Source organism: Bacteroides sp. An19, from assembly GCF_002160215.1.
Taxonomy (GTDB): Bacteria; Bacteroidota; Bacteroidia; order Bacteroidales; family Bacteroidaceae; genus Phocaeicola; species Phocaeicola intestinalis.
In genome coordinates, this window is the sequence record NZ_NFKD01000006.1 from 135,007 (window position 1) to 147,381 (window position 12,375).

The following is a 12,375-nucleotide window of genomic DNA, read 5'->3' on the forward strand; positions in this document are numbered from 1 at the left end:
TGTTGATATACTAATTTCCGTTAGAGAACCGGTTGCGTTCCATTACCGGCAGGATGCCGTCCCTTTTCAGCCGCTCATAGATGAACATCCGGCCTTTCTGTGTCCATTGGGTGCGCATCACCGATTTCCCGTTCTCCAACCGGATGGTCGCGCTGTGTACATAGCCCCTGTCCTTGTAAGCGGCGTAAAGTATCCATTGCCTGTTGTCCTTGTACTGGATACCCTTTTCATGGAGGATGCCGTTCATCTTGCGTCCCGACATCCCGTAGTCCTGTGCAATCTGGGTGATGTCGAGCAAGCCCTTGCATTGCAGTACCAGTTCCACATACGTAGTCCGTTTGCCCAGTTCCTCTATCTTTTCCTGTTGCTGCCCGATGAGCAGCTTTTGTTCCTCGCATTTTGCTTCCATCACCAGACGGAGCCTCCGTTCCTCCTTGATGGCATTCGCCAGCCCTATAAGGAAATCGGGATCCGTTACGGCCCGTTGCAGGGCGGCATCGGTCAGATACGCCCCGTGCCTGCGGATGCCCGGCAGCACCTCGGAAGTAACCCATTTGCGGAAGCGTTTGGCTTCTGGCTTCCGGCTGTCGAGAATGACGTCATAGAGTCCGTCCTCGTTGACAAAGTTCATAACCTGCTGACGCCCAATGCCGTCCGGGACGGTGTACTTTGAAAGTACGTCATCGCTGAGACGCTGCACCACCTTGCTTGGGACAAGGTTCAAGACCCTTGCGACATCGACGAGGCAGAACAAAGGCTGCTCCGGTGTGCCCGCGGTCCTGATCGTGCCGAATTCCTCATTGCTGAAAATCCGAATGTTGTTGTCCATTGTCCATATTGTTTTATTGGTTCATATTTTATTCCATTGTCCGCCATCCCGCCTCACGCCAACGGTTCATCGCCGCCAAGGCAATCTGCGCCCTCCGGTCTTCGATGGTGGCCGAAGCGTCCAGCAGTTCCGCCACTTTGGTGGAATTGGCCAGCCTTACCAGGTAGCGCACCAGGGTCTCGTTCTTCCGGAGGATGTCAGCATGGATGCGCAGGTATTGCTTTTTCCGTTGCGAGTTCGGCATATAGGCGTCCTGCACCGCCTTCACGGCGCAGATGTACATATTGTAATAATCCCTCCAATACTCCTGTCCGCTGCCGCTTCCACCGGCTTCGGCTATCCGCCGGATGTTCCTGTCGAAGTTTTCCAAGGCTGCGTTTACCTTTTCACCCTCGGCCAGCCAAGCCATATCCAATGCACCGCCGCTGCGGTCAGCCACGTTCAGGGCTTCAATACGGGCGCGTTGGGTCATGGCGGAATCCAACGCTTCGGCATCGTCCGTTTGGTTGTAGAGGTTGATGCCTGCCGCCGTGCGGAAGCCCAACTTGTTCTTTGCCGCCGCGCTTTTCTGGTAGGATTTGTGCAGCAGCTGGTAGTACAGGCTTGGCGTCAGCGAGCCGGAACCGATTTCCGCCACCGTTATCTGGTTCATCTTGGCGGCGTCATGGCTGTAGGTCACACTTTGGGCAAGTGCCTTGGATGACAGACCGAACATCGCCGCCCCTATACCTATTATATATACAGCTCGTCTCATCTCAATTCTTTCGTTTCTTATTCTATAATTTCCTGTTGTTTATTTTCTTGTTCCTTGTCTCTTGTCCCAGCATTTATCCGTTCCCTTTCATCGGTTGAACGGGTTCAGCCCGGAATCCCTCCACCGCCGGAAAGCTTCGTTCGCAATCTGCGACTTGTCCTTACGGAGATACACGCTTTCCTTCCAATAGCCTGTGCGGAGCTGGATGTACCGCCATGTCTCGAAATAGGCTTTGTTCAAGTGCTTCTCGATATTGTCAAGCCCCTGGTTGATGCTCTCCAGTACCAGCAGCAAGTCCGAGGTGGAGCAGGCCGCCGCACCGGTGGCGTACAGCACGAGGTCGCTCATCGAACGGTACAGTTGCTTGCCGTCCTCCGCAATGCTCTGCACGCACCGCAGGCTGATGCCGATAATCAGTGTATCATGCAGTTCCATCTTGTTCCGTTCCATCACTTTCGTATAGTAATCGTTTAATAAGTTCTTATAGTCCCCAATCCGGTCGCTCACGGTGCTGTAGGTGGAATACACGTTCAGCGAGGTGCGTAAGGACTGGTACAGGATGTCAATCACATCGAAAGCCCTTGTGTACTTGTCCAGATTCACGTTCAGTTCCTTGTAGTCCACTGCCGCCCCGCTGCTGTATTCGTGCAGCAACTGGTTGCTCAGCTCCAGTGTCGAGCGTGCCAGCAACAGGCTGCGCTGCTGCTTGTGGTCGTTGATGTAGGCTTCCACAGAAACGATGTCGAAATTCCATTGCGCCAGTGTTTCTAACGGAAACACCGCTACCAACATCACAATGACCGCATATCTGATATTTTTAATTGACATTCTCATTCCCTTTCCTCCCTTCCTTCTGCCGTTTCCCCGTATTTCCCGTTGTAGTCCACCGAGTGCAGGCTGTTTGCCGCACCCTGCAGCCACCTGCGGCGGCATTCCTCCACCAGGGTCAACCTGTGTCCCCGTTCGTCATTGACGTATGGTGCGATGTCCTTCAGCACGTCGATGATGCCGATCCTGTAGTTCATCATCTTCTCCAGTGACACGAGGTCGGCGTATATGTTCGTCAGCCGGGCTTCTACCTGCCGGGCGATTTCCAGACGGTCGGACGCCCACAACAGGTGATAAGTGTCCGTACTCGCATCTTCCTCCACCGGCTCCGACTTCACGTACTCCGTGGTAATCTCGCATGAAGGATATTGCCGGGCAATCTCTGACAGGCGGTCATTGACCATCCTTGCCTTTTCCTCCTCACTCATGCCGGGGTCAAGCTCGATGATGTCCACCACTTCCGTGTCCGAATACTCCGACGTAAGCTCCCAGCTTATCTGCATGATGGCACGGTGTATCTTGATTCCCAGGAAATACTTGGGCTTGCGGGCGATGGAGAGGGTGGCCTTGAAGGTAATGGTGCCGTCAATGTTCGGGACGGTGGCTTCCCGGATGTAACTGTAGCCGTTCCACCGGCCGTCACCCTGCCACGTCAGGCTGTAGGCGTTCCTGCATTCCTGCATGATGGCGGGGATACGGTAATAGTCATCGGTGGGCACGTCATTCTCCGCAGCCGCCTCTTCCCTGGCCTGTGCCAGTTCGTCCTGTCTCTTCCGGACAGCGGACAGGTCAGACTCAAGCCGGGTGATTTCATCCTTGTTGCGGTTGTACTGCCGGCGCAGGGAGGCCGCTTCTTCCACGGTGGCGGACGCTATCTGCTTCACTAAGTCCGCATTCTCTGCTTCCAAGGCGTCTATCCGGGATTGCAAGGCCACAGCTTCCGCATTGTATTCCGTTTCCAGTTCGTCCAGTCCGGACAGGTCCAGTCCGTTGTCGCCCTGCACGGTTGTCTGCATGGCGCATTCCTTGGAATGTCCGTCCAGACTGCCGCCGCAGGTGCGGCATTTGTATTGGGTGCTTCCGCTGCCCAATGTCACTCCGTCATGGCAGGTCACGCTGACAATCACGCTCTCGCATCCCTGCAGCTTGGCTTCGTCCGTAGCTTGGTAATAGTGCCTGGCGTCATAGCCGATGACATACACATACCCCTCCTCGTTGTCGTTGAACTCCGACAGGCGGGCGTTCAGCCCGGCCTTAAAGGCGTTCAGGTCCATCTTGTAGGAGTCGAATACGTCCTCATAAACCACCTCCTCGTGGTTCCAGCTTCTTGTTACCTTGATGTTGTAGGCGTATGCCTTCTGTATCTGTTTGCCGCCCCGGTTGATATTGTAACCGGAACGGTAATAACTGATGCTGTACGTATAGCCGTCATTCGCCTGGTTCATCTGCCGCACTTTCTCCCTTGACCATCCGGCATACCGTTCCGAATTGCCAAGTATCTGTTCCGTCTGTGTGCTGTTAGGATAAAATCCGGCATCGGAGGTGTTGAAGCGCGTCCATTCCCCGCCGTAGATGATACTGTTGTCATCGGTTGGCGGTGTATAGTCGCACAGGGTTTCCGTGCCGGCATCCCTGCGGTAGATGTACCACCGCTGCGTGTAGTATTGCCCCGCCGCCTCTTTCAGGTAGTCGCTGATCCACGAGGTGAGGTTGTAGTTGTCAATCCGGAATAGACCGGCGACACCCTCCGGCCCGCCGACCATCGAGAGCAGTGTATTTCCCAAGGATTGTTCCATCTGGCCATAGAGGCCGTAGGCGTTTCCGGCCACCCGTGCGATATCGCTTATCTTCCCGTTCAGCAGCTCATGGAAACTGCTTTCGCCCAGAATGGCATCCACGAAATTGTCCGCCCCGGCCGTGGCAAGGCCCACGCCCATGTTATAGAGGTTGTCGATGTCCGTTTTCAAGTTCTCCTTGGTAAAATTGTGCCCGATGTTACCCAAATCGTCAAAAAAGGTTTTCCAGTCGATGCCGCCGCTCTCAGACAGTTTGAACAAGGGGGCGAATTGCGGGGCGATTTCCAGGAACACCACGTCACGGAACGACAACGTTCCGTTTGTGACCACCGACTCGAACTGCATACACAGTGCTTTCACCTCCGTGCAGGTCTTCATCAGGTAACTGCCCCAGTACAGGGCGGTCTGCGGCGAGTGGAGCATCTGCCCGGCCACGGTCAGGATCTTAGGCATGATTTTCGCGCTTACCAGGTGGTAAATGCGCCGGTAATAATAGTTTTCCGTGCCGTCGCTCCAGATGCCCAGTTCGGTCAGGGCCTTGCGGTCGAGGTATTTCGACAGGAAGATGCCCGCCGCAGCCACTTCCGCCGCATTGTATTTCTCCAGGATGTCTTTCACCTGCTCTGTGTAATAGGCTTCCGTGGCCGTTTCCGTGGCGTAGGCCGCCGCCATCGCCGCCACGGTCTTCTTGTCGTAGTTGACGCGCACGTATTGTGCCTCCGCCGAAAGGACGGAAGCACATACGCACAGCAACAGGACAAGGATTTTCTTCATGGGTTACGGTTTTGTGGTTTGCGCGGTCATGAGGCCGCTTGCGGTATGGGCGGGACTTTCATTCTTCCCTGTCTTCGTGTCCCGGTCAAGGCAAAGGGAATACTCCCCGGAACACCATTGTTGTTCGGGAGCCTTGTAGGTGATGTAGCCGCGTTGCTGCAATTCCTCGCTGGCCGTCAGCACGCCTTTCACGGAAAAGCCCCTTACCTTGCACAGCAGGCTGGCAGGATGCACGTAGAACACTTCGGGCTTGTTCTCGTTCTCCCACACATAAATGAGGTAGAAGAACAACACGGTGGCCTCTTTCGAGAAATTGCTGATTTCGTTCGCTTTCCAGAAGTCCTGGATGAATTTTTCTGCTTCCATAATGCTTGAATGTTATTGGTTGATTGCTGATTGGTTATTTTGTTTCCTGCGTTCAAGATGCAGTACCTTGCCCGCCTTGTTCACTTCCAGCGCGAAAGCCAGTGACTTGTCAATGCCGGACAGGTTCCAGTCCCTGCAATAGGCTTCCACGGCTTCCCTGTGGCTGCATCCCAATTCCCGCTTGTAGAGTTTGAGGGCTTCCTTTTCCGCACGTTCGGTGGTGTAGGTCATGTAACACTCCCTCGGCTCTTCCACGCCATACACCTCGCTGACCGTGCCACGGCGGATGAACACCTCGCGGAAGAAACTGCGTCCGTCCTTGTTCTCCAGGCGGTTGATGGTGAATATCTTCTTGCATTCGACATCCGTCAGGCCCAGAATGGCCTTGATGCCGTCAAAACGCTCCCTGAACTTGCTCTGGTCGAGCAGCATCACCACGTCTGAGTTGTTGATGATGGCCTCCTTCACGATTTCGCTGCCGATGATGTCCTGTATCTCCTGTGTCACCACGCCCACGCTGGCCCAGAACTTGCGGGCGGTCTTGTACATGAACTTGATGTATTCAGCCATCAAAGGGCTGGCGATGGCCTTCCATGCTTCCTCGATGACCAAGACCTTGCGGTTCTTTTTCAGGCGCATCTTCTGCAGGAATACGTCCATGATAATCAGTGTTACGATGGGGAAAAGCAGCGGGTCATCTTTGATTGCATCGATTTCGAAGACGATGAACGTCTCGTCGAACAGGGTGCCGTCCATCTCCTCGTTCAGCGTCTTGTCGTGGTTGCCTCCCCGGTAAAAGTCTTTCATCATATAGCGGTAGGTGGAGAGGTCGATGCCCGCAAGGTTGTTCTCGTGGCAGATGTCGGGGATGCGCTGCACGGAGTATTCGTAGAAGGTGTTGAACGACAAGCTCTCCACTTTCAGCTCCTTGCGGCGGCTTTCTATCCCGTCAATCTCCCTTTCAATGCGGGCCATACGTTCCTCTTCCGTCTCCCTGCCGTCACGGGCCGAGTTGCGGTCGTCCACCAGCAGGCTCTTGCGCAGGTCTTCCCGCTGGGGAGGGGTGAAACCGTCGAAGCCGTTGAAAAAGACATCGTAATACTCGGTGATTACCTGGTCAATGAGCCGGTCTTCCGTCTTGCTCACGGTTCCTTGCGAGCCTTTCCATATCAGCAGTACAAGGTTTTTCAGGAAGCCGGTCTTCTCCACGTTCAGTTCCTGACGGTTGATGCGGAACGGGTTCATGGTGATGGGTTTCTCCTCCGTATAGCTGATGTACTTGCCGCCGAGGTATTCGCAAAGCCCCTCGTAGGAGTTACCCGTATCGACCATCACCACGTCGGTATTCTGCTCGTGCAGCTGGCGCACCACGCTGTTGACATGAAAACTCTTCCCGCTGCCCGAAGGTCCCAGACAGAAGAAGTTCGAGTTGTCGGTCAGCTTGTTGCGCCCTTCCTTGCCGGTGATGTCAATGGCTACAGGCACTCCCTGGCGGTCGGTGTAGTAGATTTTAAGCGGGGTGTCCTCGCTGTGCTGGATACGTTCCTTGTACATCAGGCAGGCCGCGGCGTCCCCAAGGGTCAGGAAGCGGTCATAGTCCGGATTCATGCCGTAACAGTTCCCCGGAAAGGAATTTACGAACAGTTCCAGCTGGTTGTACGCCCGCTTGCTGATGTGGATGCCCAGCCGCCCGAAGCTGTTCTCCAGGTAGTTGGTGGGCTTCTGCAGGTCGGTGTCCTTGCCGCAGCAGACCATCAGGTTGTAATGGATGTACACCAGTTGCTTGTTCTCCCTCGCCACCACGTCCTGCACGCGCTTGATGTCCTCCACGGCCATCAGGTTCGACGGGTTGGGGATGCTCGCATGGCGGTTCTTCTTCTTTTCCAGCGCGGCAAGCTCCTTCTTCTGGCCGGGCATGAAAATCATCTGGTTGTAAACCACGGTCCGCGCTTCGGGTATGCTGTCAATCATGGAAACCAAATCCACCGGCATTTCCGTATTGTTTACCTCAATGTTTGTGAACGGCCTTACCAACGAGGGCAGGCCTGCGCTGTCCACATCGACGATGGAAAACACCTTGCATTTCCTGCCGCCCATCTCCACGCATTCCTCGCCCGCCTTGAAGCTGTCCATCGCCACGGGCTTGCCCGAGAAATCCATCGTGAAGTAATGGTCCACGTAGGCGCTTGCCTCCTTGCCGTTCAGGAACACGGCCCGGATGCCCGCGTCGCGGAGCTGGTCCCTTACCTTGCGAATCTTCACAAGGAAGTCCTTCCACCGTTTGCCGTCGTAGGAGAACAGGCCGCTTTTCCGGTTCTCCTGCGTCACTGTCAGGTAGGTGCGGCTGTTGGTGTACTGCCTGCCCTTGAAATAGCGGAAATAGGCCTCGCTGAGGAACTCATGCCTGCCGCCGCTTATGCCCTCAAAGCCCTGCCGGGTAAAGATGTCCTGCTTGTGCAGGGCATAGCCTTCGCCAAGGGTCTGTGCCAGTGCGGTGAACAGCCGGGTATATTCATAGTAGCTGTCGATGTCGGCGGAGTATTTCTGTACAGGGTTTTCGATGCGCAGGATAGCGGAATATTCCCCCGTCTTGGTATAGAGGATGCCGATGCCATCCACGTTCTCAATGGAGAAATAGATGTCGCGGAAGACACGCTTGCGCTTGCCTCCCGTACCGAAAGCGCGGACTGAGATGGCCATGCCCGTGCAAAGTGCGATGAATGTCAATAGTACATAGAGTGTCATTGTGTTTTGTTATTCATTCTCGTTTAACGACCATAAAAGCACAACCGGCTCAGAACAGGTAGAACAGCCGCAGTTTCCCTTTGGCATACCGTTTTGAAAGCTGTCCTGTCACTATCCCGCAGGTGAAGTCTATCCGGTAGGAAGTCCGTTCCCCACTTTCCGAGGAGGTCAGGTACTCACCTTCGGGTAAAGCCAGGTGTACACGCCTTCGGAAATCCTTGTCGCATCCTGTCCTGTAGTACAGCCATGCCATTTCAGCCAGTGAGGGCACGTAACTTCCGGGATGCCGCCTTGCCTCGCCCAGCATGGAACGCCTGCCATAAGGTGTGGACGGTTCTTCCGAAGTATCCGCCTGCGCATCCAGTAGCCGTTGTGTCAGGCCTGCCCCGTCGGCATAGCCTAAGGCACAGTCTTCCGGATAGGGCATACCGGGCTTGTAAATGACGGCTTCGTCCGCCTTTATCCCTTCAGCCGGATTGAGGATTCCTTCCTTGCGTTTCCCGTCGATGGTGGCGAAGGTCCTGCCGCTCCGGGTCTCCTTTCCGGAGAACACATAATATCCTTCGCAGTCGGCCAGTGCCACGGCCTTTCCGTGCCTGCCGTCCGTCTTGACCACGACGGCTATGGACAGTGTATCTTTCTTCTCCCGGATGGTACCGTCCGATTGCAGGTAATACCCGATACACACGGAATCCACCCGTGTCTTGGAAGCAACGCCGACCAACGGCCTTTCCGTTTCCACCCAGCTGCCGTTGATGGCCAGCCCTTCCTTCTTCTTGTGCAAGGAAAGGTGGACGAGGCTGCCCGGCGCCAAAGGCGGGAGCGTAGTCCGCACGGCATGGAGTTTCCCGTTTATCTCCGCACCGATGGTGACGCTGCTTGCCGCTCCGGTCGGAATCAGGTAAAAGTCATGGTTCCTGCCGTTGTTCAGCAGGCAACCGGTATGCTCCCGTATGCTTCCGTCCGCCTTTTCTTCAATCCATTTCCCCACATAAGGTAAATAGTCTCCTTGCGTATAAATGCGTTCACCGGTGATGGTAAGCCAGTCCAGCCTGTCCCGCAGGTCATCGCTCTCGCAGGCGATACGGAGCAGCGCCATGGAGCTTTGCAGCCTGAATGTCGGTCGGATGGCACTCCCGTTGCGGCGGTTGGTTTCCACGCCATAGAGGTTTTCGGTAAATGGGGCGGTCAGGCGGAGGGTGTCGTTTGTTCCCAATCCGTTTCGGAAAGGATAGCAGACGCTGATGGTTGCCATAGTGTCGGAGGTGAGCGCATGGCGGTTTTCCGATACATACACATTCCCCTTCCGGGTGAACATTGTTCCCGCAAATGCCTGCCTTTCTTCTGGTAAGCCAGTGCTTACGTCCATATATACGCCAAGCCGGGGCCATGCAGGGGTTGTCCCCTCCATGTCCTCTATGTGGATTTCAACCGGCTTGCGGGCTTTTTGCCACTCTGTGCGGGTTTTCTCGCTTGATTCAATGGCGGAAACCGTGGACTTGGGTTGTTTCTCCCCGCCGCAGGAGGCGAGCAGCAGCCCGATACATATCATTGGAAAGGCTTGCATCCGTTCGGTGTTTTGTATGGTTCTTTAATCATTTTCGTTTTGCTGTTTTATTGAATAAAATCCTGCATCAAATTCGGCCTGGTTCTGGCCGGGGTATTTTACAGTCCTTTGGAACGTGCATAAACGAACACGCCCTTTTCGTTCTTCTTGCTGTGAAGCCCCTTACGCTGTTTCATCAGGATCAGTGCCGCACCGCCGCCGAGCGAGACCACCAGTACCACCAGTCCGGCAAGGAAGCCGGAAAGACAGTAGGCGGCGATGAAGCCGACGATGGCACCGCCCACTGTCCCCGCCGCCCAGTAGATATACCGGCCCTGAATCCCCATGAATTCAAGGGGCCGTTGCAGTCCCTTGAACATGGGGTATTCAACCGGGCGGACATCAGCGTGCTTCCCTGACATGGCTTAGCTGCTGATGCCGAAGAACAACGGGAGCGCCTGTGCGGCGGCCACCAGGAAGATGCAGGCACCCACAATCATCATGATGGACTTCTTCACGTCCTGTTCCTCGTTGTTCATCTTGATGTACACGCTGATAGCTCCCACGATGGCCACGACACCGGCAATGGCGTAGCACAGCTTCACCACGTAGGGCACATACTTGGCAATCTCGGTCGTCACCGTACCCAGGGCGGTTGTTCCTGCCGTATAGTCTCCGGCGGCGTTCTGGGCGAGGGCTGATACCGTTCCGGCCAGCAGCATAAAGGAGAGCGTCTTCAGCCTCCCGGAAGGGCGGAGGCCCTTCAAGCACTTCTTTAATTTTTCCTGAAACATTCTTTTTACCTTAAAAATTAAACATTATGTGAACTGTATCTCATGTCTCATATCCTATATCCGAAGAAGGCCGGGAACACGACGGACGCGCCGATGATAAACAGGCAGGCACCGGCCACCATCATGATTTCACGGGTGATGCCTTCCTCCCTCGTGTTCATCTTGATGTAAATCTGCAGGCTTGCGTAAATGGCGACGATTGCGGCAATGGCATAGAGCAGGTAGAGGACATACAGCATCATGGTCACCACGAAGTCGTGCATCAGTGCCAAGGCTTCCGCGCCCCAGCTGTAGTCCACACCGCCGCACTTGGCGGAAGCGGGCAGCGACACCCAACATCCGGCCAATACGCCAACCCATCCGTATAGCTTACACTTCATTCCTCGTAACGGTCATTTGTGGTTTGAACAGGGTCTCGCGCTTCCCCTCCAGCAGTTCGTGGAGCGTGGGGGCGTCCACGCCGTCCTCGCTTTCTACCTCGGCTTCCGACAGGCCGGACCTTATCCGTTCCGCCTTTTCCTCCGCTTCATTGCGCCCAGTCCCGGGTGTGTTTCCCTGAACCTCCGCCGTGCCGGCTTCCTCCGCTATTTCCGGCTGTTCCGTACCGGCACCGCCCACACGGAAGCTGTCCTCCGTTTCCTGTACCTCTACAGACTTCTCTTTTCCCATGTCTCCCAAATCAAATACTTCTTCCGTGGATTGGGAACGGGCTTTCTTGCCATGCAAGTCCCTTGCGATAACCACGCCGTAGTAGACGGCGTAGAGGACGGTCAGCACGAGGGCGAATATCATGAATGGACTCATTGCGCGTGTCTTTTTTATAGGGTTACACTTTCGTTTCGGTTGCAAAGGAACGGCAGGTGCGGCCAACAATGAAACATCTTGCGGAAATACCGCCCGGTTTTAACGAGAATTTTCTTCACGGGGAAAAATCATACTGTCAATCATACTCCCGAAGCCTTTTCAAGGGCAGCCATGCCTGCTTTGCCGGGCCGGTTATACTTGCACTGCCATCGGAATGTATCTCTTCCGGGCAACGGAACGCACAAGATGTTCCACGCCCCTTGTTTTTCCCGTGCGAAGATAAGGCAGTCGGGAAGCTGCAAGGCGCAGTGCTGCTTCCTCCTTGCATTCGTTCTCTCCTTTCCGCCTTTGCACTTGCACATAAAAACAAGTCCCTGTGAACTGGTGGAAGCCAGACTGCAGGGAAGAGACATTAAGTTTAACATTAAATTCTCAAAACGATGAAACAGATTATTTGGTCGAACGACAGCTTTATGGACGACAAGGCACGGGTGTATTACCAGAATTTCCAACGGGAGCAGTTGGAAGATGACAGCTATATGGTCAGTGACGAGGAATGGGGCGAGGAGGTCAGCAGTTGGCTGGACGATGAACGGTTCAACCTTGACAAGGAGGTGGACGGTGTGATAATCGCCTTTGGCGACTTGGGCTTGTGGCGTGGACGCAGGCAGGGGTATCAGATTTTGGGCAGCAACATTGCTGACATCCTGCATAGCTCTTGCGATGATTGCGAATGGTACGGTGACAGCTACAACATCCGCGGACGCATGTCGCACCACGACGGCACGAACTATGTGCTTTACAGGGTGGCGAAAAGCCGGGAGGATGCCGAGCGGATAGCCGACAAGATTTACAACCTTGAAATTGACGAGAAAGGTTTCCGTAAGCTCACTCGCTCACTCTATCCCTACGTGGCAAATGTTTACGGCTGGAAAGTTAGAGGGCGCAGGCCGGCATAAAGGGCAGGAGACAAGAAAGGACAGCTGTTCTACCTATATGGCAGGGCGGTTGTCCTTCCTTTGTAGTACGCTCGGCATGAGCATTGTCTAACGGGTGTAAGTCCCGAGTGAGCCCTAATAGCGGGAATCACATAGCCCAAGGCAAGGGTGTCCATCGCGAGGTGGAATCTGAAGGAAGCC

Annotated in this window: 13 protein-coding genes; 1 reads left to right on the top strand and 12 read right to left on the bottom strand. The window is 54.9% G+C overall.

What is annotated here, in order from left to right:
• Positions 1-10: 10 nt before the first annotated feature.
• From B5F25_RS04465 to B5F25_RS21075, 12 genes are all read right to left on the bottom strand, one after another.
• On the bottom strand, positions 11-829 hold the full coding sequence (locus B5F25_RS04465) for a phage antirepressor KilAC domain-containing protein (protein ID WP_087247870.1): 819 nt from the start codon (positions 827-829) through the stop codon (positions 11-13).
• Between the two features lie 28 nt (positions 830-857).
• Positions 858-1,583 carry a DUF5045 domain-containing protein gene (locus B5F25_RS04470; RefSeq protein WP_087247872.1) on the bottom strand — a complete coding sequence of 242 codons (726 nt, stop codon included), beginning with the start codon at positions 1,581-1,583 and terminating at the stop codon, positions 858-860.
• A gap of 87 nt (positions 1,584-1,670) precedes the next feature.
• Positions 1,671-2,417, bottom strand: a complete 747-nt coding sequence (locus B5F25_RS04475) for a hypothetical protein (RefSeq protein WP_206423526.1) — start codon at positions 2,415-2,417, stop codon at positions 1,671-1,673.
• Positions 2,414-4,981 (bottom strand): hypothetical protein, encoded by a 2,568-nt coding sequence (locus tag B5F25_RS04480; protein WP_087247874.1) that lies wholly within the window; start codon positions 4,979-4,981, stop codon positions 2,414-2,416. Before B5F25_RS04480 ends, B5F25_RS04475 begins: the two co-directional genes overlap by 4 nt.
• Before the next feature lie 3 nt (positions 4,982-4,984).
• The gene (locus B5F25_RS04485; RefSeq protein WP_087247876.1) at positions 4,985-5,347 is read right to left on the bottom strand and encodes a hypothetical protein; all 363 of its coding nucleotides are present in this window, start codon (positions 5,345-5,347) and stop codon (positions 4,985-4,987) included.
• A 12-nt stretch (positions 5,348-5,359) separates the two neighbouring features.
• Positions 5,360-8,092 carry a DUF87 domain-containing protein gene (locus tag B5F25_RS04490; protein WP_087247878.1) on the bottom strand — a complete coding sequence of 911 codons (2,733 nt, stop codon included), beginning with the start codon at positions 8,090-8,092 and terminating at the stop codon, positions 5,360-5,362.
• A 49-nt stretch (positions 8,093-8,141) separates the two neighbouring features.
• Positions 8,142-9,659 carry a hypothetical protein gene (locus tag B5F25_RS04495; protein WP_087247880.1) on the bottom strand — a complete coding sequence of 506 codons (1,518 nt, stop codon included), beginning with the start codon at positions 9,657-9,659 and terminating at the stop codon, positions 8,142-8,144.
• A 98-nt stretch (positions 9,660-9,757) separates the two neighbouring features.
• The gene (locus B5F25_RS04500) at positions 9,758-10,060 is read right to left on the bottom strand and encodes a DUF4133 domain-containing protein (RefSeq protein WP_087247882.1); all 303 of its coding nucleotides are present in this window, start codon (positions 10,058-10,060) and stop codon (positions 9,758-9,760) included.
• Between the two features lie 3 nt (positions 10,061-10,063).
• Entirely contained in the window at positions 10,064-10,432 is a 369-nt protein-coding gene (locus B5F25_RS04505) for a DUF4134 domain-containing protein (protein WP_087247884.1), read from the bottom strand.
• Positions 10,433-10,479: 47 nt separating this feature from the next.
• Positions 10,480-10,812: a DUF4134 family protein gene (locus B5F25_RS04510; RefSeq protein WP_140406858.1), complete on the bottom strand. Its 333-nt coding sequence runs from the start codon at positions 10,810-10,812 to the stop codon at positions 10,480-10,482.
• On the bottom strand, positions 10,802-11,236 hold the full coding sequence (locus tag B5F25_RS04515; protein ID WP_087247886.1) for a hypothetical protein: 435 nt from the start codon (positions 11,234-11,236) through the stop codon (positions 10,802-10,804). The genes B5F25_RS04510 and B5F25_RS04515 overlap by 11 nt, the downstream gene beginning before the upstream one ends.
• Positions 11,237-11,376: 140 nt before the next feature.
• The gene (locus B5F25_RS21075; RefSeq protein WP_140406859.1) at positions 11,377-11,598 is read right to left on the bottom strand and encodes a hypothetical protein; all 222 of its coding nucleotides are present in this window, start codon (positions 11,596-11,598) and stop codon (positions 11,377-11,379) included.
• A gap of 78 nt (positions 11,599-11,676) precedes the next feature.
• Between B5F25_RS21075 and B5F25_RS04520 the strand changes: the two genes are divergently transcribed.
• The gene (locus tag B5F25_RS04520) at positions 11,677-12,195 is read left to right on the top strand and encodes a hypothetical protein (protein WP_087247888.1); all 519 of its coding nucleotides are present in this window, start codon (positions 11,677-11,679) and stop codon (positions 12,193-12,195) included.
• Positions 12,196-12,375 lie beyond the last annotated feature (180 nt).